This window comes from Allobosea sp. TBD101 (genome assembly GCF_059817965.1).
The window spans coordinates 4,775,993-4,801,304 of record NZ_CM187543.1 but is presented as its reverse complement, the minus strand read 5'-3'; the positions used below and the strand labels follow the sequence as shown (position 1 = coordinate 4,801,304).

21 protein-coding genes are annotated in these 25,312 nt (G+C 64.6%); 15 read left to right on the top strand and 6 right to left on the bottom strand.

Going from position 1 to position 25,312, the window contains the following annotated elements; all coding sequences use genetic code 11:
- The first annotated feature begins 372 nt into the window (after positions 1-372).
- Positions 373-594, top strand: coding sequence for a hypothetical protein (locus AC6RIC_RS23325; protein ID WP_454658390.1), 222 nt, complete (start codon positions 373-375; stop codon positions 592-594).
- Positions 595-990: 396 nt separating this feature from the next.
- Here the strand turns inward: AC6RIC_RS23325 and AC6RIC_RS23320 are convergent, their stop codons facing one another.
- The 5 genes from AC6RIC_RS23320 to AC6RIC_RS23300 form a co-directional block, all read right to left on the bottom strand.
- Positions 991-2,214, bottom strand: coding sequence for a polysaccharide biosynthesis/export family protein (locus tag AC6RIC_RS23320; RefSeq protein WP_454658389.1), 1,224 nt, complete (start codon positions 2,212-2,214; stop codon positions 991-993).
- A gap of 106 nt (positions 2,215-2,320) precedes the next feature.
- Positions 2,321-3,328, bottom strand: coding sequence for an SDR family NAD(P)-dependent oxidoreductase (locus AC6RIC_RS23315; RefSeq protein WP_454658388.1), 1,008 nt, complete (start codon positions 3,326-3,328; stop codon positions 2,321-2,323).
- A gap of 41 nt (positions 3,329-3,369) precedes the next feature.
- Positions 3,370-4,059 carry a sugar transferase gene (locus AC6RIC_RS23310; protein ID WP_499734114.1) on the bottom strand — a complete coding sequence of 230 codons (690 nt, stop codon included), beginning with the start codon at positions 4,057-4,059 and terminating at the stop codon, positions 3,370-3,372.
- A 13-nt stretch (positions 4,060-4,072) separates the two neighbouring features.
- Entirely contained in the window at positions 4,073-5,248 is a 1,176-nt protein-coding gene (locus tag AC6RIC_RS23305) for a DegT/DnrJ/EryC1/StrS family aminotransferase (protein ID WP_499736649.1), read from the bottom strand.
- A gap of 65 nt (positions 5,249-5,313) precedes the next feature.
- Positions 5,314-6,030, bottom strand: coding sequence for a nucleotidyltransferase family protein (locus tag AC6RIC_RS23300; RefSeq protein ID WP_454658386.1), 717 nt, complete (start codon positions 6,028-6,030; stop codon positions 5,314-5,316).
- Positions 6,031-6,186: 156 nt separating this feature from the next.
- On the opposite strand from AC6RIC_RS23300, the gene AC6RIC_RS23295 reads away from it, so the two are divergent.
- The 8 genes from AC6RIC_RS23295 (at position 6,187) to AC6RIC_RS23260 (ending at position 18,418) form a co-directional block, all read left to right on the top strand.
- Complete coding sequence (locus AC6RIC_RS23295; RefSeq protein ID WP_499734113.1) at positions 6,187-8,415, top strand: GumC family protein; 2,229 nt, start codon at positions 6,187-6,189, stop codon at positions 8,413-8,415.
- 39 nt (positions 8,416-8,454) lie between these two features.
- A complete protein-coding gene (locus AC6RIC_RS23290) occupies positions 8,455-9,294 on the top strand; it encodes a YdcF family protein (protein WP_499734112.1) in 840 nt (279 codons plus the stop codon).
- A 619-nt stretch (positions 9,295-9,913) separates the two neighbouring features.
- Positions 9,914-10,975 carry an AraC family transcriptional regulator gene (locus tag AC6RIC_RS23285; protein WP_499734111.1) on the top strand — a complete coding sequence of 354 codons (1,062 nt, stop codon included), beginning with the start codon at positions 9,914-9,916 and terminating at the stop codon, positions 10,973-10,975.
- A 483-nt stretch (positions 10,976-11,458) separates the two neighbouring features.
- Positions 11,459-13,264: a right-handed parallel beta-helix repeat-containing protein gene (locus AC6RIC_RS23280; protein WP_499734110.1), complete on the top strand. Its 1,806-nt coding sequence runs from the start codon at positions 11,459-11,461 to the stop codon at positions 13,262-13,264.
- A 398-nt stretch (positions 13,265-13,662) separates the two neighbouring features.
- Positions 13,663-15,414 carry a type I secretion system permease/ATPase gene (locus AC6RIC_RS23275; RefSeq protein WP_499734109.1) on the top strand — a complete coding sequence of 584 codons (1,752 nt, stop codon included), beginning with the start codon at positions 13,663-13,665 and terminating at the stop codon, positions 15,412-15,414.
- Complete coding sequence (locus AC6RIC_RS23270; RefSeq protein ID WP_499734108.1) at positions 15,414-16,739, top strand: HlyD family type I secretion periplasmic adaptor subunit; 1,326 nt, start codon at positions 15,414-15,416, stop codon at positions 16,737-16,739. Before AC6RIC_RS23275 ends, AC6RIC_RS23270 begins: the two co-directional genes overlap by 1 nt.
- Before the next feature lie 1,020 nt (positions 16,740-17,759).
- Positions 17,760-18,086 (top strand): hypothetical protein, encoded by a 327-nt coding sequence (locus AC6RIC_RS23265; protein ID WP_499734107.1) that lies wholly within the window; start codon positions 17,760-17,762, stop codon positions 18,084-18,086.
- 194 nt (positions 18,087-18,280) lie between these two features.
- A complete protein-coding gene (locus AC6RIC_RS23260) occupies positions 18,281-18,418 on the top strand; it encodes a hypothetical protein (RefSeq protein WP_499734106.1) in 138 nt (45 codons plus the stop codon).
- On the opposite strand, the gene AC6RIC_RS23255 is transcribed toward AC6RIC_RS23260, so the two are convergent.
- Positions 18,383-19,354 (bottom strand): hydrogen peroxide-inducible genes activator, encoded by a 972-nt coding sequence (locus AC6RIC_RS23255; protein WP_499734105.1) that lies wholly within the window; start codon positions 19,352-19,354, stop codon positions 18,383-18,385. The two genes, AC6RIC_RS23260 and AC6RIC_RS23255, sit on opposite strands and share 36 nt — an antisense overlap.
- 184 nt (positions 19,355-19,538) lie before the next feature.
- Between AC6RIC_RS23255 and katG the strand changes: the two genes are divergently transcribed.
- The 6 genes from katG to AC6RIC_RS23225 all read left to right on the top strand — a co-directional run bounded on the left by katG (position 19,539) and on the right by AC6RIC_RS23225 (position 25,306).
- Positions 19,539-21,713 carry a catalase/peroxidase HPI gene (gene katG, locus AC6RIC_RS23250; protein WP_499734104.1) on the top strand — a complete coding sequence of 725 codons (2,175 nt, stop codon included), beginning with the start codon at positions 19,539-19,541 and terminating at the stop codon, positions 21,711-21,713.
- A 145-nt stretch (positions 21,714-21,858) separates the two neighbouring features.
- Entirely contained in the window at positions 21,859-22,377 is a 519-nt protein-coding gene (locus AC6RIC_RS23245; RefSeq protein ID WP_488850902.1) for an RNA polymerase sigma factor, read from the top strand.
- Positions 22,378-23,154 (top strand): anti-sigma factor family protein, encoded by a 777-nt coding sequence (locus AC6RIC_RS23240; protein WP_499734103.1) that lies wholly within the window; start codon positions 22,378-22,380, stop codon positions 23,152-23,154.
- An 81-nt stretch (positions 23,155-23,235) separates the two neighbouring features.
- A complete protein-coding gene (locus AC6RIC_RS23235) occupies positions 23,236-24,555 on the top strand; it encodes a sulfite oxidase (RefSeq protein ID WP_499734102.1) in 1,320 nt (439 codons plus the stop codon).
- A 26-nt stretch (positions 24,556-24,581) separates the two neighbouring features.
- Positions 24,582-24,905: a hypothetical protein gene (locus tag AC6RIC_RS23230; protein WP_454658372.1), complete on the top strand. Its 324-nt coding sequence runs from the start codon at positions 24,582-24,584 to the stop codon at positions 24,903-24,905.
- An 11-nt stretch (positions 24,906-24,916) separates the two neighbouring features.
- Complete coding sequence (locus tag AC6RIC_RS23225) at positions 24,917-25,306, top strand: c-type cytochrome (protein ID WP_488850909.1); 390 nt, start codon at positions 24,917-24,919, stop codon at positions 25,304-25,306.
- Positions 25,307-25,312: the final 6 nt, after the last annotated feature.

Below are 25,312 nucleotides of genomic sequence, written 5' to 3'. Positions count from 1 at the left end.
CGAAACGTTCTGCCAATAGTGTCCGGGTGTGGGGCCGGGCTTTCGTTCGTCAGGGGGGCGAAGCTCGGGAACGCCGTGGGCAGTCGCCTCCCAGCTGCATACCCCAATCGGGGGACAGCGGGGGCATTCGGGGGGAGGTCATCAAACTCGGATCAGGCGTGCCGCGCGTCCCATTGCCCCGAGCAGATGACTTGGTCGAGCGTATCGTCGCGTTGAAGGCGGATGCTGAAGCTCGTGGCTTTGGCGCGCTGGCCTACTTCCTGGAAATGCCCGCATCGAAACACAGATCGAAGCCGACCGCATTGCCGAAGAGCACGAGACCGGAAAGCCCATCTCTGACGCAGTGTGGCGCCCCACGACGGTACGGGACCAATGGCGAAGAAGCCGATATTGTTGCCCGAGATTGACCTTGACGTCGTCGATGTCCAGGCGGTCGCGATAACGGCCACCCCTGAAGGCGAGACGATGGTCAGCCTTGAGATGGCCGGCGGCCAGATCATGAATTTGATCTTCTCGCCAGCGACGCTCGCCCAGCTTGAGGCAATGCTTGCCATGGCGAACGAGGCCCACGCCAGGGAACGCCCGATCCAGTAAAGGCAGACGCCCATATGCGTGCCGCCGGTCCAGCCACGCATACCTCTGGCAGGGGATCGTCGCGTTCAGCCAGCCGCTGGTGAACAAGCTGCCGGCTGAGGCGGGCAATCTGCAGCCGTCGCACAGTTGCTTGGCCTCAAACCCGGATGCGGCAAAGCCCCGTTCCTGAGACCCGCGATCAGCCTCAGATCACCTGACGACTGACGCTCCCCGGGCGGCGTCCCGGGACGGCCGGGGGGATCGTGTTCAGCCGGCCGAGTGCGCCGGCGATTTCGTGCTCAAGCTCGCTGACAATGCGCCGATGGCCGTCCCCGACTGCGACTGGCTCCGGCTTTGCCTTGCCGCACCAATGGATCGGTGCGGCTCAGGCCATATCGCTGGGTCTCCGGAGTGGGCTCACTGCACCGCTGCCGTCGAAGCATCTTCACGCCGGAATACGACTTCGACGGTGTCGCCCGGCATCAGCTCTGTGTCCTCCGACGCGGGAATACGATCCCAGTTCGCTTGAGCTTTGCGGATGATCGTGACGCCCGGCCGCACGGCGTTGCCGCTCGACTCGAGGACGACCATCTGCCCAAGCACACGGAGCTTCTCTGTCGCGCCGTCGAGGCGCGCTCTCAGTTCGGTCATGCGCAGCTGAGATTCTCTGCTTTCGCGTAGCGCGTCGAGGCGCCTCTGGGTGTCGACCTTGTCCAGGCGCCAAAGGAATTCATCCCGCTGTTGTTTGACCAGGGTTAGGTTGGCAATCGTCTGAAGGCGCCGCGTCGACGAAAGCAGGACGGCTCGGCGACTGTCCGTGACGCGCGGGCTCGGCAAGCTGCCAGTGCCGAAGAGCTTGTTCACGCGATCAAGCTCTTCCATGTCGGCCTGGAGGCCGCTTTGCTCCCCCTGCACTTGAAGGGTAAGAGTCGCGATCTGCTCGCCGGCCTGTCGCACCATGCTCTCCAAATAGGCCCGCTCGCTCTTGGCTTCCTTCAGGCGAACCTGCAGGTAACGGGTCTCGACGCGCAGAAAGTCGGCGAGCGAAGCGGCCGATATGGACAGGTACGCGAGGGGCTGTTCCTTGATCGTTTCGGAACCATCGAGTTCCGCGGCAAGCCGCCAGGAGACGACATGTTCTTTGGCCAGCGCGCTTGTGGCCGTTCGGTATTCGCGCTCCGCCTCCGCGGTGTCGACACCTGACTGCCCGGGACGACCCCGTACCGTGCTCGGGCCACCCGAGAGGGCAATGGCGTGGCGCGCCGTCATCTGTGGCCGGTAGGCGTACTGCCCCGGATTGAGTACGTCGCCGCTCACATAGATGGGCCGGTACTCGACGACGGCCGTGGTGACATCGCCAGGCTGAATCAACACGACCCGCTCGCGCCCGTCGGGCATGCGCTGGCGGAGGATTTTCGCTGCGAAGGCTGTCTCGACCCGGTCCTGCAGCGCCAGTGGGGTCGATCCTGCCGCCATCACTGCCCCTAGCATTGGGATGATGATGGTCCCATCGGGCTGCACCGGTATGCGCTGCCGCAGCTCCGGCATTGGCACGACGGCGATTTCGACCACGTCGCCGGGAGCGAGCTGGTATTCGGCTCGGCAAGCTCCATGCGCCCAGAGCAAGGTCATGCCGGCCATGAGCAGTGTCGCTGCCCAGCTCCTGCGCGCAGATGGATGTCCCATCGAGAGCCTCGTATCGGTTCTGGAGCCGGCGCCACGCGACGGTCCGGGCAGGGCGGTGAGATCAGGTCATGAAATTGCTCTGCGAGCGCACCCTGCCCATCGCAAGGCGAGCTCGCCACCATTCGGTTGTGCGCCCGATGCCCTCGCGGAGGCCGGTCCGCGGCCGCCAGCCCGTAACTGCCGCGAAACGGCTGCAGTCGGCCAGAAGCGCACGCACTTCCGAGTTGGCGGGGCGCATCCGGACGACCTCTTGGACCACCGGTTTGGAAGTGCCGGAGAGCTCGAGCACCAGGTCGATCAGGTCGGCCACTGTCACGCCCTGCTGACTGCCAGCATTGTAAGCGCGGCCGAACTCCAGATCCGGGCACGACCCTGCCATCATAAAGGCAGCTACGGTGTCTTCCACGAAGGTGAGGTCGCGCACCGGCGTCGTGTCGCCGACCCGTATGGCGTCGCAGTTCGGATCCAGAGCCTGTCGGATGAGCGTCGGAATGATCGCCCGCTCGCTCTGCCTGGGACCAAATGTATTGAAGGGACGGAGCGTCACTACAGGCAACCCGAAAGACCGGGCAAAAGCTTCCGCCATCATGTCGGCGCCGATTTTGGACGCCGAATAGGGAGATTGGCCCTGCAACGGGTGCTCTTCCGAGATCGGCATCTTCAACGCCGTTCCGTACACCTCGCTCGTCGAGGTGTGGACGATCCGATCCGTCCCGCTCTGACGGGCAGCCTCGAGGATGTTCAGGGTTCCGAGAATATTCGTTTCGACATAAGTCTGCGCGGCCGCGTAGGAGTGCGGGATCGCGATCAGCGCTGCGAGGTGGAGGATGATGTCCTGACCCGGCACGACGCGCGAGATGAAGGCCGCGTCGCGGACATCGCCGCGGACGAGATCGAGCCGGCCTTTGGTCGCCTCCGGGATTTCGTCCAGCCAGCCATGGCTGTCGAAGGAGTTGTAGAGGGTTAAAGCTGTGACCCTGGCGCCAGCATTGACGAGCGCCTCGGTGAGATGCGAGCCGATGAAGCCGTCGGCGCCAGTCACAAGCACCTTTGCACCATCATAGGACATGGCATGACCTCCTGGACTAGACATTGCAGGCGTGCACCGGCTCAGGCGCGGCGTTCGACTTGCCTGAGGCCCGCGCTCGCGGCTGAAGCCCAGCCGCAGATCGCCAGGAAGCTCCTGATCATGATCACGACATCCGATGCGAGGCTTCTGCTGCGGAAGTAATCAAGGTCGATGCGCGCCTTCAGCGGAAACACGACGGCGCGATAGAACTCGTCGACATCGACGCCTTTCGGGAAGGCGGCGGCCTCGTTCCGGAAGATGATTTGGCACGGGCCGACCAGGCCGGGCTTGTATCTGAGCAACTCTTCCCAGCCGTTATGGAAGCAATCCGCAAAAGCAAGGCTCTCCGGCCGTGGTCCGACGATCGCCATGTCGCCTTTGATCACGTTCCAGAACTGCGGCAACTCGTCGAGCTTCGTCTTCATCAGCAGGCGCCCGACCCGGGTCATCCGGGGGTCCTGTTCGAGCGTCAATGGGCAGCCCGCCTGGCCCGCGTCGACATGGAACTTCCTGAATTTGTACATGCGAAAACGCCTGCCATCCTGTCCAAGTCGCGTTTGACAGAAGAGCGTCGGCTGCCCGGATTCCAGCCATATGGCGATCGATATGAGCAGCATCAGCGGGGTCAGCAAAAACAGGGCAGTGCCGGCGATCAGAATATCGGCGGCTCGTCTGAGCCTGGTTTGCGCCGCTTCGGATACTGGCAGTCCCAGGAAGCCTCGTCCGTTCATGTGAAGGAACTCCTCAGCCACTTGCGAGGTTGGCGTGCTTGCTTTCGTCTCGCATTACGAACGCCGCGGGCGGAACGCGCTCGCCAAGCGCGTCGGCAAGTTCCGATACAACTCTTTCGACATCATCGAGCCCCATGCGCGGATGCAACGGCAGCGTCAGCTCGTGATCGGTGAAGGCCTCGGTCTGGGGAAGATCTACGTCCGGATAGAGGCCGCGATAGAAGGAAAGACGATGGATCGGTGGATAGTGGATCGTGGTCTGGATGCCCTTCCCACGTAAGTGATCGATCACGTCCTGACGGTCGCAGGAAGCCGGCAGCACAACTGGCATGATGTGATGGACGGAAGGTCGCCGCGTTTCGAAAGGAACGACGACGCTCGGGCAATGCTCACCAATGCGACGCCGATAGAGCTCCGCCAGGACCTTCCGTTTCGCATTCCACTCTTTAAGATGGCCGAGCTGAACGAGGCCGATGGCGGCCCTCAACTCGTCGAGCCGGTAGTTGAAGCCGAGCATCGTCACATCGTAGATCGGCGTCCGGCTGGAGCGCCGCTGGAAGGTGCCGCTCGTCAGCCCATGACCGCGCGCACGCCGGATGGTGTCGAGCAGGGAGGCATCGCGGGCGAGGACCACGCCACCTTCCGCCGTCGTCATGTTCTTGTTTCCGTAGAAGCTGAACGCCGCGGCGTCGCCGATTGCGCCTGCGCCCGGAAGCCCGGAGGCATGAGCGGCGTCCTCGATCAGCATCAGGCCCCGCTCACGTGCGAAGGCCTGCCACGGCTCGGGATCGACCATGTAACCTGCGAAATGAACGAGGATGACGGCTTTCGTCCGGGAGGTGCATTTGGCGGCAGCGTCCTGGATGGACATCAGCGGCTGCGCCGAAGACTCGATGTCCACGAAAATCGGCGTACCACCGACATAGAGCACGCAATTCGCCGTCGCCACGAAGGAGAGGGCCGGCACCAGCACCTCGTCGCCCGGGCCGATCCCAAGAGCATGCAGGATGAGATGCAGCCCGGCTGTGCAGGAATTCACTGAAACAGCATCGTCGGCTGCGTGCGCCTCGGCGAAAGCGCGCTCGAAGCTGCTCACCCGCTCACCCATTGTGATCCAGCCGCTGTCGATGACATCGGCGAGAGCCGCCTTTTCTTGCGGTCCGAGGATAGGCTCCGAGACGAGAAGCATGGGCTCAGCTTTCATGTCCTCTGCTTTCCTGACGAGTGTTTCGGGCGTCGTACGGAGGTGGGGTGCTAGCCGGCCACTGCGAGCAGCGAAGGCGCGCGCTCTTCCCACTTGATGTCCTGCGCGTTGTGGAAGTCCTCGACGCGTCCGATGTCGAGCCAAAGTCCCTGATGCTTGAAGACGTGGATGGGAACGTCTTTCTCGAGCAAGCAAAGCGCCAGATCATCGAGGCCGAAGGGGATGCCGGCCGGGATGTACTTGATGACATCGGGCTCCATGCAATAGACGCCCATGCTCACGCTGTTGGAGAGCGTAGGCTTCTCCGTGAAGCTTGTGATGCGGTTGTCCCGATCTTCGATGATTCCGAAATCCATGCGGGTGGATCGGACCGTCGTGGCGATCGTCAGCGGGCCGCCATGCTTGCGGTGCGCCAACCCGAAGGCTGGAAGGTTGAGGTCAGTCAGCACGTCACCGTTCAACATCAGAAAGGTGCCGTCCAGATGCTCCCGCAGCAGCGTCAGCGACCCGACGGTGCCCAGCGGTTCGACCTCTTGTGAGTAGGTGATCTTGAGGCCCCACTGCTGACCGTCGCCGCAGAAGCTGCGGATCAGGTGACCGAGGTAGCCCGTCGTGATGTAGACGTCCTCGATGTTGTTGCGGCGAAGCCACCGAAGCAGGAGCTCGAGAACCGGCCGCGCCCCGATCGGCATCAGCGGCTTCGGAAGAACGGATGTGTAGGGCATCAAGCGCGTGCCCTTGCCACCTGCCTGAATGACTGCCTTCATGCCAGCCTCCTTCGATGCTGCATGAAGGCTAAGCGCGCTGCCACAACTCGTCTTGATTTCGGTCAACTTGCAAATGACGGTGCCGCAATAGCGTTCGGTCGACAGCTGGCCCGCTTTGCGGCGCCAGTTCGATGAACGAAAGCAGAGTCGATCAGCATGAGCCAGAACCCAGGCGAGTTCATCCCGATCGCGAGATTGTCCAGTCGCGCGGCCCTCAGGGCCGACCCGGAGCCGTCTCCACAGCCAGAGCAGATGGTCTACGAGATCATCAATCTCGTTCGTCGACGCAGGCTTTTCATCGCGAAGTTTGTTTTGGCCGGCACGCTTCTGACCGGCGTCGCTGCCTTCGTTGTTCCCCCTGTTTATACGGCCACCGCGCAGTTCATGTTTGAGCCCACCCAAGCTCAGATGGCGGCCGGCCTGCTCGATTCCGTCGTGGACACGCACATCGCGACGATCACGTCGGACGCCCGCCTGCGCGACGTACTGAAGGCATTGCCTGACCTGCCGCAGTACAACGCGGTGTCAGCGCGTGCCTTGTTCGAGATGACGCACCCGACGCTGGGGGATCGGCTACGGGGCTCGCTTGTCGCGATCGGGAAAGGCCTCAAGAACGTCGTTCTTCCGAGTTCAGGTCCTCCGGAGCCCGCGCAGGCTCCCAACGGGCTGCCAAGCCTGGACAAGATGAAGGGCTCCCTGCTTGTGCGGCAGGAACGGCGCTCCAATGTGATCACCATCAGCTACAATGACGTCGATCCCGAAAGAGCATCGATCATCGTCAATCAGGCCGTGCAGACGCATGTCGAGCGCTTGACGGATAGGATGCAGCAGCAGGCGGACGCGCTTCGGACATGGCTCGATAATCGCCTGATCCAATCGCAGGCCGAACTCGAAGCCGCGGACGAGGCGCTCCGAGCGCACGTCTCGGCGCACGGAACGCCAAGTGCGGACGCAGCAGCGGGTGAGCTGACCGCTGAGACGTCCCGTCAGTTGGAGTTGGTGCGATCCGAGTTGCTGCGCCGGCAGGAACGACTCGAGCGGGTTCGACAGCTGCAGCTTTCGGGGGCGCCGCCGGAAACGATCGATGCGCTTCTGCGTGAACCCTGGACCGGCACTCAATTCCCGCGCCCCGCCGCGCCGATCACGACGCCCGAAGGCCAAGCCGATGTGAACTCCGGAACGATAGCGGCCAAGCCGACGGTGCCGCGCGCGGACTTCGAGCAGCGCTTGCAGCGTCTGGAGCATGATGTCGACGTCTTCCGCCTGCAGGAGCACTCCCTCGCCGAGCGCATCGCTTCGCTGCAGACCGCATCCGGCGCCGTCCTCGCTCAGCGCCGCGAGCGGCAGGCTCTCGAGCGGCGTGCTGCGACGGCCGCCGATGCCGTCCGGGATCTCCTTCGTCAGCAACAGCAGGTGAAGGATCCGACCTCGACGGGAGTTCAGATCCTGGCTCAAGCTTCGGTGCCGCAGCGCCCGAGTTCGCTCAGCCCGTTCCTCTACATCCCAGCCGCGATGATCGCGTTCGCGGCGCTCGGAGGGGGCGCGGCTTCTGCTTTGGAGCGCCTGGATCGCAGCTTGCGAAGCGAGCGTGAGCTCGCGACCACCTTGGGTATCGGCTGCATCGGCCTGGTCCCGGAGCCCCCGGGGGGGCAGTACAGTGGCCGCTGGCGGCTGCCTGAATGCCCGTCTCCGCCCTATGACCAGGCGATAGAGGCTGTCGCGGCGGTGGCGCTCGAGGTCATCCAGCATCGGGGCGATGGAAAGATCCTGGCCGTCACGTCCAGTGGACCGGACGAGGGAAAAACGGCGTTGGCGGTCGGCATCGCGACGTACGCGGCCCGCTTCCAACGACGGGTACTGCTGATATGTGCTGACGCTCCGCGCCAGGACGTGAAACTGGCCGGCCTCAGCTGCGAAACGAACCTGGATGGCGACGTTTCGGCCCAGCGCGCTACCTTGGAAATTCGTCGTGACCCGGCTCTCGGGTTCGACTGCCTCGCCCTCGATGAGATCGGAGATGCCAACACGGCTTCCCTTGTCGGCAGTCAGCTTGCAAACAGCCTCGACAAACTGCGTGACCGCTACGATTACATGATCATCGTCGCGCCGGGCGTTTTTGAATCCGCTGGTATCCGCATTCTCGCGACACGGGTGGACGGCGTTCTCTTTGCCGTCCGTTGGGGCAGCACCCGCCGCGATGTTGCTGCAAACGCACTCGAACTGCTGATGAAGCCCGCGCTGCTGAGCGGGGGGCCACGACCTAACGTCTTCGCCGTACTCACGCGTGTGAACCTGAAGGCTCATGCCGACTACCAACGGGGCGACACAGGAGAGTTCCTCGGGAAACGCCCGCAGCGCTCCGGCGGCTCACGCCTGCAGGTCTGATAAATGAGGTCTTCGTGATGTGCCGGCCTCGGTGAACGCATGTTTCATGTCATGTCCCAGATAGGCGGGCTGCTCGCACCCTCGAACGTAATGCCAGTGATGGGGCTTCTGGGCCTGATCGTCTTGGTGGCGACTCCTTGGCGACGGATGGGGCTGGCGCTTGCGGGGGGCGGCATTTGCGGGATCCTGGTGGCTGGCCTCCTGCCCGTCGGCAACTGGGCGATCTTTCCACTGGAGCAACGATTCCCTGCTTTCGTCGACGACGGCCGCCCCATCACCGGCATTATCGTGCTATCGGGCGCGCTCGAGTTGACGCGGACCGCGGCGCGACGCCAGTTCACGGTCAACGGCGCTGCGGAGCGCCTTTTCGCCTTTATGGATCTCGCCCGGCGTTATCCGGGTGCGCGGCTGGTCTACTCCGGTGGCAATTCCAGGATCGGATCGAGGTTGCCGCCGGAAGCATGGACGGCAACCGAGTACCTGAAGACTCTCGGACTGCCGGGAAGCCGTCTCACCATCGAGACTCGGTCCCATAACACCTGGGAGAATGCTCGCGAGACCCGGAATCTCGTGCGGCCTGGCCCAGGCGAGCGTTGGCTGCTGGTGACGTCCGCTTGGCATATGCCGCGAGCGATGGGCAGCTTCGAGCAGGCAGGTTTCCACGTGATCCCTTATCCCGTCGACTTTCAGACAAATGGAGCTCGGGATCTTTGGCAGCCGCTCACCGTCGTCGGTCAGGGCCTTGAGCGTCTGGATCTCGCCGCAAGGGAATGGCTGGGGCTGATCGGATATCGTCTGAGTGGTCGGACCGGCGCCTTATTCCCTGGTCCTCGTGCCGAACTGAAGTCCGGCGAAGCGAAACTCGCGACAGCGAAGTGATGAAACCTGTGTCGTCGACAGCCAGCCATTGTTCGGCGCGATAATATCCGGACGAGAACCAGAACCCGCCTCCCGCTTGGCGCGAAATCGCGACCGGGGGAAAATTCCGCCGCGTGGACCGGAGGCGGCAGGGATTCCGATGCGTCATTCTGTTTGACGAACGCTTCATCGCCGAGCCCCACGCGACTTGATACCGGTCAAGTGCTCCACGGGGGCGTTCTATTTAACTCAATCTCGGGTCGGAGATCCGCACAACCAGATGTCTGCCATCGGGTGGCTGGCCGGGACGGCGGAAGGGCTGGAAGCTTCAGCCCGGCTCGGACGGCAGACGACCTCTGTGCGGACGTGGCGGCTCTGTTGGCGATCACCGACGATCAGCCGGTGCGTAATCGTCCAGGAATCGTCGGCGACGACTGTTAACGCGCTTTGACGCAGCGCTGAGCGCGGAAGGATAGCTTCGGCCGCACGCAGCGGAGCTGGAGGCAGTCAAGGCGCGCTACGGGCGTTGCCGGAGTGAGCCTTCGAACGAAGCCGTGCCGATACGCATCTGTCCGTCAAAGTTAGGCCTGGCCTGCAATCTGGACTCGTCTGCTCCTCATTCGCCTGTATCGAGAAAGCCATGTTTCCGCTGCCCGGATCGTCGACAGAGCGCGGGCGTGAGCAGGCACCGACCACGGTCGGGGTGCTCACCAGGTTGGCCGCGGCTCAGCTTTCCGCTCAGGGCATCGATCCCGAGCCGCGGATGATCGAGGCCGGGCTATCTCCTTCGCTGTTGGGCAATCCCGACGAGCGCGTCCCCGTGCGTCGGCAAATCGCGTTCCTCAACATGGCGGCTGACGACCTGGGCGATGATCTCCTCGGCTTTCACCTCGCGCAGAGCTTTGATCTGCGGGCGCTTGGCTTCGTTCACTACATCATGGCCTCGGCCGAAACCCTCGCGGAGGCTCTGACGTACCAGGAGCTGTATGGGGTGTCCGTGAACGAGGCCTTGAAGATCCGCGAAGGCAGCGGGGAAGGGGCATCCCTTGAGCTTAGCTATGCCGGGGTTGAACGGCACCTCGATCGCCACCAAGCCGAATTCTGGCTGACAACCACGTTGCGACAATGCCGCTTGTTCACTGGCCGCGAACTCGTACCGATCTCGGCGTCGATGATTCACTCACGCCCGGGCCGGGTCGCTGAGATGGAACGCTACTTTGGACTTCAGATCGACTTTGGCGCGGAGCTGGACCTTCTGGCCTTCGCTCGGGACACGAAAGAACTGCCTCTGACGACCCGCGATCACTTCCTGAGGGAGCTCCTGGCAGGGCTGCATCAGAAGGCGTTTCCATATTCTGCCGGGGAGGCGAGCTCCCTGCGCACCCGGGTCGAGAATGCGATCATGCCGCGGCTACGACATGGGACGCCAAAGATCGAGGCAATCGCGCGAGACCTCGGCACGAGCGCCCGCACCTTGACCCGTCGGCTGGCTGATTTGGGCATCAGCTTCAGTGAGGTCCTCGACGAGTTGCGCTACCAACTCGCGGTGCAATATCTCCGGGACGGAACGTCGACGGTTTCGCAGGTGACATGGCTGCTTGGATACCGTGAGCCGAGCGCTTCCGTGCGGGCCTTCAAGCGATGGACAGGCAAGACGCCGACGGCGTTTCGCCGGGAGTTGAGGCGCGGCACCGGCAGGTGAATGGCGAGGCAGCGCACGGTCCGTATCGCACTTGGCTGGAAACTCAACGGATATGGCGGGCAAGGCCAAGACGGCTGCGCCTTCATGCCCTATGTTTGATTCGGCTGCCGGGAAATCGAGGCAGCCATAACTCCGCTCCCTGGAAACCATCCAGGGCATACCATGCCGATGGCTACCCAATAAATGGAATCGTAGTCGCGACTAGCGGCTGCTTTTTCGCCATGCGAGGGATGCTTGACGTCGTGGCGCATGCTCACTCGTCAGCATTCAACAATCAGCAAGCATGGCTTGTGAGTTTGCTGATGTTCGGTGTCGGGCAGCGTTCATCACCCGATGCCTCCTCGTCCGCTTAAGCGGGAGTCAATCCCATAACGCGGCTCACTGGCCCTGCATCTGCGGGGCGGCGAGCTTTTTACTGATCAGGGGCCGGAGGCACGTCGAAACGGCGCGGCGCCGGATGTTCCCCTGTTGAGAAAGGGCGCTATGACTATCTTCTACGTTTCACCCACGGGCTCCGATAGCCAGGCCGGCACTCTCGACCGGCCTTTTGCCTCCCTGCAGTATGCCCACGATATGGCAAAGCCGGGCGACACCATCTATCTGCGGGGTGGCGTCTATAACCTGAAAGAAGGCATCCAGCTGACGAACGACGGGGAAAGCGGCCGGCCGATCACGGTCACGAACTACCCGGGCGAGAAGCCGATCCTGGACGGGTCGCAGATGACGTCGAGCGAGTATTATGGCAGCTCAGGCGCCGGCGGCTGGGTGCTCGATGGGTCGAGCATTTCCTGGAACCACATTTCCGGACTGGAGATTCGCGGCGGGCCGATGGGCGGCATCGTGATCCGTGACGAGTCCCACTACAACATCATCGAGCGGCTCGACGTGCACGATAGCGGCCGGCTTTCCCAATGGGAAGGCAAGGGCGTCTCGCTCTTCGGGCCGGCCTCGAACAATCTCCTCCAGAACATCGACTCGCACGACAATCGTGACCTGAGCGGCGACAACGCCGACGGTTTCCAGATCAGCGTGAGCGGCGCCGGCAACGTCCTGCGCGGCAACCGCGCCTGGAACAACTCCGACGACGGCTTCGATTTCTACAATATCCAGAATGGCACGAAGGGCGCCGGTGTGCTCATCGACGGAAACTGGGCATTTCACAACGGCTACGACGCCTCGGGCAAGCCTGAGGGCGATGGCAACGGCTTCAAGCTTGGTGGCCAGCGGGCGGGGAGCGGCGGCGAATCCGGCGGCCACACCGTGATCAACAATGTCGCCTGGGGCAATCTGACGAACGGCTTCGACCAGAACGCAGCCAACATCGACAGCGTTCTCTACAATAATTCGGCCTACAACAACGGGTCGTATAACTACGCCTACGATTTTGGAGCCACCCACAACAGCTTCGTCAACAACGTCTCGGCGGGTAGCGGCAGGGTTGCGGTCTCAGGCGCCGGAACCGCGTCGAACAACTCCTGGAACTATGGCACCCCGACGAGCAGCGACTTCGTCTCCCTCAACGATGCGGGTGCGCGCGGCGCGCGTGCTGCCGACGGCTCGCTTCCCACGACGGACTTCCTTCACCTCTCATCCGGCAGCTCGCTGGTCGACAAGGGCAAGGATGTCGGGCTCTCCTATGCCGGGAAGGCTCCGGACCTCGGGAGCTTCGAGAGCGGCATGGCGACGGGTTCCAAGCCCCTGCCCGATAATCCCGGTACGGGAACCCAGCCCGACACCCCTGTAACCAACCCGGACACCCCCGTAACCCAGCCGGACAAGCCTGCCGAGGGAGTCAAGGTTTCCGGAACCGACAATGCCGACAAGTGGGTCGGCACGAGCGGAAATGACTGGTTCCACGGGAACATGGGTGCGGACGTCATCGACGGTGGTGCAGGAAACGATACGCTTCTCGGCGGCAGCGGAGCAGACAAGCTGATCGGGGGCCTGGGGGCCGATACGATGTCGGGAGGCGCCGGGCGCGACACGTTCATTTTCCGGTCGGTATCGGAGAGCCTTCCGGGAGCCGGAAACCGGGACATGATCCAGTGGTTCGAGCGCGGCGCGGACAAGATCGACCTCAGCCTGATCGATGCCAACACGGCTGTCAGGGGAGATCAAGTCTTCCAGTTCGCCGGCAAGACGAGCGCGGTCGAGGCAAACTCGGTGTCCTACTTCCATAGCGACAACCACACCATCGTCCAGGGCGATGTGGATGGGGATGGGAAGGCTGATTTCCAGATCGAGCTCAACCAGGTGATCAATCTCAGCCGAGATCATTTTATTCTCTGACGGGATCGACCATCACGATTATTCCGGCTCGCGCTCGCGCGAGCCGGTAAAAAAACAGCCTCCCGTGGTCTCTGGGCTCGGGATAGCGAAAACGCCCCGGGCGACGCGCAGCCTCGATCCGGGGCGTCCAAGTGCCTGAATGGCTGGTGCGGGGTGCCACCGCCAAGAATCTGTTTCGGTGGAGTCGCCGGTCTTGAGCGGCGCACCTTTTCCCTTGAACCGACGAGGTTCCATTGCTTCATCTCCTCCCGGCCCGCAATCTCCAGCATGCCGCTTCAACTCTTCTCGTTCACAGCGGCGGCGCGCTGAGGGCATGCGGACGTGCGCTTTTCGGGCGCCTTGCCAGCCTTTCGCATTCCGCCCAGGGCACGACGCGTGTGCCCGCAGGGCGAGAGATCATGGCTGCTTTCGGCATCAGACAAGGGCAGGCGCTCGCGCGGTCGCCGCTCACCGCAGCGATCTCCCAATGGCGCGGGGCACTTGTGGCGATCGCGGTCTTGAGTGGGGCCCTGAACCTGCTGACGCTCGCCAGCTCGCTTTACATGCTGGAGATCTACGACCGGGTCCTGCCGAGCCGCAGTGTCCCGACGCTCGTGGGCCTCACCCTGCTGATCGTCATGCTGTACCTGTTCTACGCGCTCTTTGACATCCTGCGCGGTCGCCTTCTGTTGCGGATCGGCAGCGCTCTTGACGAAGGGCTGAATGGCAGGGTCTTCCGGGCGATCCTCTCGGGGCCGCTCCAGGCCAAGAGCGCTGGCGAGGGCCTGCAGCCGATGCGCGACCTCGACCAGGTGCGCTCCTTCCTGTCAGGCAGCGGGCCGGGAGCGCTGTTCGATCTCCCCTGGATTCCGCTTTACCTGGGCCTGTGCTTTCTATTCCACTTCTGGATTGGCGCTACGGCTCTCATCGGCACCATCGTTCTGGTCGCGCTGACCATACTGACCGAGCGGCTCACCAAAAAGCCGTCGACGGCGGCGAGTGGGGCTGCCGCCCACCGGATTTCCATCGCAGAAGTCGGGCGGCGCAACGCCGAGGCGGTGCATGCGATGGGCATGGGCGGCGAGATGGGCGCGCTCTGGAAGGTGGTCAGCGACGAGCATCGGCGTCAACACCAGCGCGCTGCCGAAGTTGCAGGGGGCTTTTCCTCCACGTCCCGCGTGCTGCGCATGCTGTTGCAGTCGATCGTGCTCGGCGTCGGCGCCTACCTCGTCATTCAGCAGGAAGCGTCGGCTGGCGTCATCGTCGCGAGCTCGATCCTGACCGCTCGCGCGCTCGCTCCCGTCGATCTCGCCATCGGCAACTGGAAAGGATTTGTCAGGGCGCGCCAAGGGTGGGGCCGGCTGACGGAGATGTTCGAAGCCCAGTCGGCTCCGACGCCCGTGCTCTCGTTGCCCGCTCCGACGGAGCTGATCACCGTCGAGGCTGCGTCCGTCTCTCCGCCGGGGGGGCAGCGCCTGACGGCGTCCAATGTCAGCTTCGCGCTTCGGGCGGGGCAGGGGCTCGGCGTCATCGGGCATAGCGCGTCCGGGAAGTCCTCGCTGGCCCGTATGCTCGTCGGCGTCTGGCAGCCCATGACCGGCACAGTCCGCATGGATGGCTCTTCTCTGCGTCATTGGCGGCCGGAGGAGCTTGGGCATCATGTCGGCTATCTCCCTCAGGAGGTCGAGCTCTTTTCAGGCACCGTCGCCGCCAATATCGCCCGTTTCCGCAGCGACGCGACGGCCGAACGCATCATTGAAGCCGCCAAGGCGGCGGGCGTCCATGAGCTCATCCAGCGCCTGCCGGAAGGCTACCAGACCCAGATCGGCGAGCGCGGAACGGCTCTTTCGGCGGGGCAGCGGCAACGCATCGCCCTTGCGCGAGCCCTCTACGGGAACCCCTTCCTGGTTGTGCTCGACGAGCCGAATTCGAACCTTGATGCCGAAGGCGAGCAGGCCCTGACCGACGCGATCTTCCACGTTCGCCGAAGGGGCGGCGTCGTGGTGGTGATCGCCCACCGGCCGAGCGCCCTGACAGCTGTGGATCAGGTGCTCGTGATGGCGGAAGGACGCGCCCAGGCCTTCGGTCCCAAGGACGAGGTGTTGTCCACCAGCCTGAAGGCGGTGCCGAAATCCGCTGGCGTTTTCGATCGCGCCGCGAGCCGAATCTAATGGAGCTTAGAAATTTGGACGACGTCTCTCACCCCACCCGGCTTTCGATCCAACGCCATGTTCTTGCAGTCGGAATCAGCCTTGGAACCCTGCTGATCGGCGTGGGCGGATGGGCTGCGACAACCGAGTTTTCAGGCGCGGTCGTTGCGCATGGTTCGCTCGTTGTCGAGTCGGAAGTGAAGAAGGTGCAGCACCCCACCGGCGGGGTCATCAGCGAGTTGCGCGTCCGGGACGGTGACCGCGTCACGGCAGGCGACATCATCGTCCGCCTCGACGAAACCGTGACGCAGGCCAACCTCGCCGTCGTGCGCAAGGCTCTCAACGAAGCCCTCGCGCAGCAAGCTCGCCTCGAATCCGAGCGCGACGGAGCTACGGAAATTGTCTTTCCCCGCGAGCTGTCGACAGCAGCGGAAAGCTCGTCCGATGTCGCAGCGCTCCTGAGCGGAGAGCGCAAGCTCTTCGAGCTGCGAGGGGCAGCGCGGTCGGGCTTGAAGTCCCAGCACCTCGAGCGCATCGGCCAGATGCGGGATCAGATCCGGGCCTTTTCGGAGCAGATCGTCGCGAAGGATCGCGAAGCCGCCCTCATCGCGCAGGAACTCGAGGGTGTGCGTGACCTTCACAGCAAGAAGCTCGTTTCGATCACCCGATTGAACGCGCTGGAGCGGGATGCTGCACGTATCACCGGCGAGAAAGGCACCTTGGTCTCATCGGTGGCTCAAGCCAAAGGCAAGATCACCGAGACCGAGCTGCAGATCCTTCAGATCGATGAGGATCTTCGCACCGAAGTCGGCAAGACGCTCGCCGATCTTCGTGGCAAGATTTCCGAGCTGGTTGAACGGAAAGTCACAGCGGAGGACCAGCTCAAGCGTGTGGATATCCGGGCTCCCCAATCCGGCACCGTGCACCAGATGGCGGTTCACACGATTGGCGGCGTCGCCTCTCCGGGCGAAACCTTGATGCTGATCGTGCCTGCCTCTGATCGCCTGACGGTACAGGCGAGGGTGCGGCCTCAGGATATCGAGCAGGTGTACTCCGGGCAGCGCGCTGGGCTGCGTTTCTCGGCCCTCAATCAGCGGACCACGCCTGAGATCGAGGGCGAAGTGTCCCGCGTATCTCCCGATCTCACCGTCGATCAGCGAACGGGGCAAGATTTCTACACGCTTCGCGTCGCCATCCTGGACGGCGAGCTCGAACGGCTCCAGGGGGCAAAGGTCGGGCCGGGCATGCCTGTCGAGGTTTTCGTGCGTACGCAGCAGAGAACGGTTCTGTCCTATTTCGCCAAGCCGCTTTCGGACCAGATTGCGCGAGCATTCCGGGAGAGATAGGCGCCGGGGCCTCAGAGGCGAACGCGCGGTTCTTGGAGGCGGGCGGCTATTTCGGAGACGCCGCCCCAACTTCCCCCTCCCGGGTCAGCCATGGCCCCGGCCTCGAAAGGTCGGCCGGTTCACGATCGAACCGGTCATCCGTGTTCTTGCCAACCATCAAGAATTTTTTCTTGGGATCGGCTCGACTACGGACTTGGTCGCAATGGGCGCTGAGGTTGCCTCGGGACATGCTGGGAGACGCACATGCTAGGTGTGACAACCCTGTCGAATTTCGCGTGCGATAATTGTGGTAGCATCTCGGTCATTCTTCCTGCCGAGCTGATCGACTCGGCCCTTGTCAAGTGCAGCGGCTGCGGTCGCGAGTACGTTTGCTGGGGGGAGTTCAAGCAAGAGGTGGAGCAAACCCTCTCCGGAGAACCGCGTCGGATGAACGGCAACAATCATTACTTTCAGGTTCGGCCGGATTCTTAGGGCGACGGTTTCCGCGATGCATCACTGCAGTGAGATCGCCAGAACGCCATCCGGCGCCTTTGGAAGCTCCTATGCGCCGCCGAGTTTGCTGCTGGCTGGTTCGCGGTGGCGACAACCCGTCGAGGGGCGTTGCTTTGAACAACCGGCGCGAATATCTCGGTATTGGTCCGCATAGCCGCGCAGTTTCGGCCATTTCCCTGCATTTTCCCAGTGGGCAGGGAAATCGGCACAGACCGGTTCCGTCGAGACTGCGTCGTCAGCCATGCATTTCCGGTTCCTGCGGACACGGTCTGGCTTGACCGTCGTTGCGGCGGTGCCGCAGGCCGGGTGGATCTCGTGAGAGATCAAGCAGATGCTCGCGCGGCCGAGCATGCCACGCCCCCGCCCCAGTCCCGGGTTCAAAGCGACCTTGCAACACGTCGAGCCCCGCAGGGCATCCGGCGGTCAGGCCTTGATGAACGCTGGGCTTGATGAACATAAGCCAACAATGCGGTTCATGAACCGTTGGTGTGCTGGCGCGTTTAATGCGGTCAGCTCAAGGAGAAATATATGCGTAAATTCCTCATGCTCGCTGCTCTGGGTGCCGGCCTGTCGCTGGCGGCGCCGGCGATGGCCTCGGAGGAACTGCCGGCCTCGACCGCTCAGCGGCTGGACAAGCAGGCCGCGGAATACACATGGTCGGCGGCCGCCGAACGGCGCCACATGATCATGCGCGAGACGATGCGGCAGCAGCGCCATGGGCGGGGGGGCGGCTATGGCCGCGGCTACGGCTATGGTCCTCGCCCCGGCTATGGGCCGGGCTATGGCTATGGTTACGGCCCGCGCCGCGGATACGGCCCGCCTCCGGGCTATTACCGCCGTCATCGCGGCTGGTGAGCGGCTGCCACTGTCATTCGCTATCGATCAGCGGCCCGATATCGGGCCGCTTTTCATTGTCGAGATGCCTTTCAGAGGCGTGTGGCGCGAGCCGCCGCCTCTGTCGCATTTACGATAAGTTCACCATCTTGTTTCCGTAGCGTCATCTGCGCGCTAGACCTGCCCCATCGGTGATGGAGCAGGTCATAATCGCAATGGATTCAACGGCCGTCGGCACCACCAAGGGCGAGCGCAGCACGACTTTGATGCTCGCGCTGTTCCTGGGCGCGATACAGATCGGCTGGCTCGGCCTGCTCCTATGGGTGACGTGTCAGGTCGTCGGGGCGGTCTGATCCGCCCCGCAGGCCTGTACCGGGAAGCCGCGCCGTGCCGCCATGGCGGCGCAGGACATCGTGTTCCTGGCGGACGATCTCGCCGACCTGCACGAAATGCTCGGCCAGCGGGTTCGTCTTGCGCCAGACCAGGCCGATGCGGCGCCGCGGTCGCGGCTCCGCCAGTCGGGCGATGCTGACCTCAACGGCCGAGGTTTCCGCCGCGACCGCCATTTCCGGGACCAGCGTCACGCCCATGCCCGCGCCGACCATGCGCACCAGGGTGGCGAGCGAACTGCCCTCCATCGGGTCCTGCGACAGGCCTGACGTCATGTTGCAGAAGGCCAGCGCCTGATCGCGGAAGCAGTGTCCTTCTTCCAGCAGGAGCAGGCGCATCGCGCGCAGCTTCTCCACGCTGGGCGGCGGCTTGTGCCGGTCGGCCAGGGCGCGCACCAGGACGAACTCCTCGTCGAACAGCGGGTGATCCTGCAAGGAGGGTTCGGAGACGGGCAGGGCCATCACCGCGACATCGAGGCCGCCGGTGATGAGGTCTTCCGTCAGCTTGCCGGTCACCGCCTCGCGCGGGCGCAGGTCGACCGCCGGAAAGCGCTCCGTCAGGCGCCGGATCACCGCCGGCAGGAGATAGGGCGCGACCGTCGGGATCATGCCGATGCGCAGCCTTCCCCCCAATGACGGGCTCGAAGCCCGCGCCAGATCCGCCAGTTCGTCCACCGAGCGCAGGATATGCTGGGCTCGTCCGGCGAAGGCTTCGCCGAGGCTGGTCAGCCGGATCTGTCGGCGGTCGCGCTCGACCAGCTGCGCGCCGAGCAGATCCTCCAGATCCTTGATCTGCAGCGACAGGGCCGGCTGGCTGATGGCGCAGGCATCCGCGGCCCGGCCGAAATGGCGGTGCTGGGCCAGGGCCGCGAAGTAGCGGAGGTGTTTGATCGATATCATTTGAAAAAATTATCGTAGTGATTTGAAAATTCAAGTTCTCATTATGATGGCTTTTCCCTAGAACCATTCGAATGGAACGGCGCGGCATTGGCTTCGAGCGGGTGCGGGACGCGCCGCCTTCCGGCGCGAGGCGTCAGGCGCCTTCCGGAAAGACCCGATTCAGCAGGCTCCGAAGGGGGATATCATGGACGGCAACGACGTGAAGACGGCCGGCAAATGCCCGGTCATGCATGGCGGGGCGACCCAGTCCGGGGACACCGTCACCGGCTGGTGGCCCAATGCCCTGAACCTCGACATTCTCCACCAGCACGACGGCAAGACCAATCCGCTCGGTAAGGACTTCAACTATCGCGAGGAGCTGAAGAAGCTCGACGTCGCGGCGCTGAAGAACGACCTCCGCGCGCTGATGACCGACAGCCAGGACTGGTGGCCGGCCGACTGGGGCAGCTATGTCGGCACCATGGCCCGCATGACCTGGCATGCCGCCGGCACCTATCGCATCTCCGACGGCCGCGGCGGTGCGGGCACCGGCAACCAGCGCTTCGCCCCGCTGAACTCCTGGCCGGACAATGCCAATACCGACAAGCCGCGCCGCCTGCTCTGGCCGATCAAGAAGAAATACGGCAACCGCGTCAGCTGGGCCGACCTGATCGCGCTCGCCGGGACGATCGCCTATGAGGTCGCGGGCCTGAAGACCTTCGGCTTCGCCTTCGGCCGCGAGGACATCTGGCACCCCGAGAAGGATATCTACTGGGGCGAGGAGAAGGAGTGGCTGGCGCCGAGCGACAATCGCTATGGCAACGTTGCCGACGCCAAGACGCTGGCGAACCCGCTGGCGGCCGTCCAGATGGGCCTGATCTACGTCAATCCGGAAGGCGTCAACGGCAAGCCGGATCCGCTCAAGACCGCCGCGATGATGCGCGAGACCTTCGCGCGCATGGCGATGGACGATGAGGAAACCGTCGCGCTCACCGCCGGCGGCCACACCATCGGCAAGGGCCATGGCAACGGCGACGCAGCCAATCTCAGCCCGGCGCCGGAAGGCGGCGCCATCGAGGATCAGGGCCTCGGCTGGATGAACCGGAAGGGCCGTGGCATCGGCCGCGATCAGGTCGTCAGCGGCATCGAGGGTGCCTGGACCACCCATCCGACGCGCTGGGACAACGGCTTCTTCGAGATGCTGTTCCGCCATGACTGGGAGCTGCGCAAGTCGCCGGCCGGCGCCTGGCAGTACGAGCCGGTCTCGATCGCCGACGCGGACAGGCCGGCTGACGTGGAGGACGCCTCGATCCGCCACAACCCGATGATGACCGATGCCGACATGGCCCTGAAGGTCGATCCGGCTTATCGCGCGATCTCGGAGCGCTTCCTCAACGATTTCGACGCGTTCTCGGATGCCTTCGCCCGCGCCTGGTTCAAGCTGACCCATCGCGACCTTGGCCCGAGGTCGCGTTATCTCGGCCCGGACGTCCCGTCCGAGGAGCTGATCTGGCAGGACCCGGTCCCGGCCGGCCGCGTCGGTTACGATGTCGCCGCCGTGAAGGCGAAGATCGCCGCGAGCGGCCTGTCGACCGCTGATCTGGTCTCGACCGCCTGGGATAGCGCCCGCACCTTCCGCGGCTCCGACAAGCGCGGCGGCGCCAATGGCGCCCGCATCCGCCTGGCGCCCCAGAAGGACTGGGCCGGCAACGAGCCGGCGCGACTGTCGCGGGTTCTGGCTGCGCTGGAGCCGATCGCGGCTGCGAGCGGCGCGAGCGTCGCCGACGTCATCGTGCTCGCCGGCAATGTCGGCGTCGAGCAAGCTGCCAAGGCTGCCGGATTCGATGTGACGGTGCCCTTCGCGCCGGGCCGTGGCGATGCCACCGACGCGCAGACCGATGCGGCTTCCTTCGCGGTGCTGGAGCCGCTCGCCGACGGTTTCCGCAACTGGCAGAAGGAAGCCTATGTCGTCACCGGCGAGGAGATGCTGCTCGACCGCGCCCAGCTGCTCGGCCTGACGGCGGCGGAGATGACGGTGCTGCTCGGCGGCATGCGCGTGCTCGGCACCAACCATGGCGGCACGAAGCATGGCGTGTTCACCGACCGGGTCGGCGCGCTGACCAGCGACTTCTTCGTCAACCTCACCGACATGCACTACAGCTGGGTGCCGACCGCGAACGGCCTCTACGAGATCCGCGACCGCAAGACCGGCGCGGTGAAGTGGACCGCGACCCGCGTCGACCTCGTCTTCGGCTCGAATTCGGTGCTGCGCGCCTATGCCGAGGTCTATGCCCAGGACGACAACGCCCGGAAATTCGTCGACGACTTCGTCGCGGCCTGGGCCAAGGTCATGAACGCCGACCGCGCCGACGCGGCCTGATCCGTTCCAGCGCGAGCCTTGCTCTGCCACAAGCCCCGCCGGCCCAACCGGCGGGGCTTTTCGTTGGGATGGTGCATTTGGCCAGGCTTGGAGCCGCCCGGCGGGTGCGATAGACAGGGCGCATCCGCTGCGGAGGGCCTGGTCCTTGCGTATCATCGTCGAGCGTGCGCTGCGCCAGAACTGGGAGCGCCTGTTCTCCTATGCGCTGCGCCTGAGCGGCAGCCGCGACCGCGCGGCCGATCTGCTGCAATCCTGCGCGACCAAGGCGCTCGCCGCCGCGCCGCCGGATGAAGACGAGCGCGTTCGGGCCTGGCTCTTCGCGATCCTCCGCAATATCTGGATCGACGAACATCGCCGCGGCGAGGTCAGCGCTGTCGCAGCCGAGGAGGCGCTGGAAGACGAGCAATGGCGCCATGATGATCGGATGATCGCGGTCATCACCGTCCGGCAGGCGCTGGAGCGTCTCGAGCAGCCTTATCGCGAGATCGTCGAACTGGTCGATCTCGCCGGCTTCCGCTATGGCGAGGCGGCGGATATTCTGGGCGTGCCCGTGGGAACCGTGATGAGCCGCCTCAGCCGGGCGCGGCTTTTGCTTCTGAATGCGATCGAGGGTGGGAGTGTCCGCCCCTTCGCTGTGCAGCAGCGCAAACGAGCCAGCAATTAAGTGACCGGACGCGAACGCCTTTCCTGGACTACGCTCAACGCCTATGTCGACGGCGAGCTGGAGCCCGATCAAGCCGCCAGGGTCGCGGCGGCGCTCGCTCATGACCGCGAGGCTGCAGCGCAGGTCGCGACGCTGACGCGGCTGCGTGCGACCGTGAAAGCCGCATCGCCCATGCCCGCGCCACCGCCCCTGGCTCTGCCGCGAGCCCGCCCGCGCTGGGCGCCCTGGGCTGCGGCTGCCTGCCTCGCTCTGCTCGCCGGCGCGGCCTCGCTCGGCATCGGCCTGCGGACAGTGAATGATTCATCGCTCTCCGTTGCGATTGCCGCGCATCAGCTCTGGCTCACCCAGTCCCCTCCCGGCACGGCGCCGCGCCTCGGCGTCGAGCTCGCCGGTGCCGAAGCAGGAGCCTTGCCGGACCTGTCGCTCGCCGCGCTGCGCCTCGTCCACCTCTCGCTCGACCCCTCTGGGCGCCGGGGCGGTGGCATGCTCGCCGGCTATGTCGGGCCCAATGGCTGCCGCGTCGGGCTCTGGATTGCCCCGGTCGAGGCGGCGCTGCCGCCGCAGCCGGCGGTGCAGGACCGCGACGGCCTGCTGGTCCGCGCCTGGCGCGGCGAACGGGCGAGCTATGCCCTGCTCGGCCGCGGGATCGATCCGGCCCGTCTCGACGGCATCGCCGCGCTGGTGGCAAGGATCACGCGGGACGAGCCCGGCGTCCCGCGCGAGCAGGTCGCGGCGCTCGCCGAGGCCCGCAGCGTCGGGCCGGCCTGCGTCGGCTGAAAAAAGATTCTCTTGGGTTGGAATAAATCGAAGCCCTGATGCGTCGTCTCCAACGAGGAATATGTCCTCGGGAGAAACGCCATGCTCAACGAAGCAGACCTGCGCGAGGGCGCAGCTGATACCGATGCCGTGCCTGCTGCCGGCGCCACCGATACCCCCCGTACATCGCGACGTCTTCTGCTTGGTGGCAGCCTTGCTGCGCTGGGCCTCGCTGCCGGCGGCCTGCCGCGCTTGCCCATGATTTCACCAGCTGCCGCGCAAGGCGCTGCGCCGGCCGCGGCGCCGCCCAAGGGGCCGCAGCCTTTCGACTATCCCGGCAAGGACAAGGGCCTGACCCTGCTCGGCGACCGTCCCCTCGTCGCCGAGACGCCCGAGAACCTGCTCGACGACGACACCACGCCGATCGCCAAGTTCTTCATCCGCAACAACGGCCAGATCCCGGAGCCGATCAAGGATATCGATGGCTGGCAGCTCAAGATCGAGGGCGAGGTCGACAAGCCGCTGACGCTCACGGTCGCGGAGCTGAAATCCCGCTTCACCCCGCAGACCTTCCGCATGGTCCTGGAATGCGGCGGCAACGGCCGCTCCTTCTACACGCCGGCCGCCCGCGGCAACCAATGGACCAATGGCGGCGCCGGCTGCGCCGAGTGGACCGGCGTGCGTCTCGCCGACGTGTTGAAGGCGGCCGGCCTGAAGGCCTCCGCCAAGTTCACCGGCCATTACGGCGCCGATCCGCATCTCTCGGGCGACACCACCAAGGACGCGGTCTCGCGCGGGATGCCGATCGAGAAGGCGCTGGAGCCGCATTGCCTGATCGTCTGGGCGATGAATGGCGAGCCGCTGCCGCATATCCATGGCGGCCCACTGCGTCTCGTCGTGCCGGGCTGGCCGGCCTCGCTCTCGTCGAAATGGCTGAACCGGATCCTGGTCCGCGCGACGCCGCATGACGGGCAGGGCATGGGCGGCACCTCCTACCGCGTCCCGACGGTGCCGATCGTTCCCGGCTCGAACGCAGACGGCAAGACCAATTTCGCCGATCTGACCTCGATGCCGGTGCGCTCGATCATCAGCGCCCCCGCCAACGGCACGCGCCTGCCGGCGGCGACGCGCGAGGTCGCCCTGCGCGGCGCGGCCTGGGCCGGCGATCACGAGGTCGCGAAGGTGGAGGTGTCCTTCGATGCCGGCCAGCGCTGGCATGTCATGACGCTCGCCAAGCCGAAGAACCGCTATGACTGGGTGCGCTGGACCGGGAAGGTGACCTTGCCGAGCGAGGGCTATTTCGAGCTCTGGGCCCGCGCGACCGATTCCCGCGGCGTTGCCCAGCCGCATGTCGCGACGAACTGGAACCCGCAGGGCTACGGCTCCAATCCGCTCCATCGCATCGCGGTCCTGGTCGGCTGATGATGCGGTTTGCCTTTACACTCCGGATGGCCGCTCTCGCGGCCATCCTCCTCGCCCCCTCCGCCGGTTTCGCGCAGGAGGAAACCCCTGAAACGCTGCCCGATTTTCCCGGCCGCGAGGAGACTTTCGGCTATTGCATCGCCTGCCATTCGATGAAGGTCGTCGGCCGGCAGGGCATGGATCGCGCCCGCTGGGACGAGACGCTCAACTGGATGACCGAGAAGCACAGCATGCCGGAGCCCGATCCGGAGATGCGCAAGACCCTGCTCGACTATCTCGCGCAGGCCTTCCCGCCGAAGGCGCCGGCCCAGGGCGGCGGCTGGGTCAACCCCTTCGCTCCGAAGCCATAGGATTCTCCAAGATGAAACTCTCAATCCTCGCCGGCGCCGCCTTGCTCGCGGCCGCCATCCAGCCTGCCCATGCGCAGGACGCTGCCGCCGGCGAGAAGGTCTATGCCCAGTGCCGCGCCTGCCATCAGGTCGGCGAGAGCGCCAAGAATCTGGTCGGCCCCGCCCTCAACGGCGTCATCGGCCATAAGGCCGGAGCACGCGACGGCTACAGCTACAGCGCGGCGATGAAGGATTCCGGCCTCACCTGGAACGAGGCGACCTTCGCCGAATACATCCAGAACCCGCGCGCCAAGGTTCCGGGCACCAAGATGATCTATGCCGGCCTCAAGGACGAGAAGCGCATCGCCGACCTGCTTGCTTATCTCAAGCAGTTCGACGCCGCCGGCAAGAAGGCGGAGTGAGGCCTG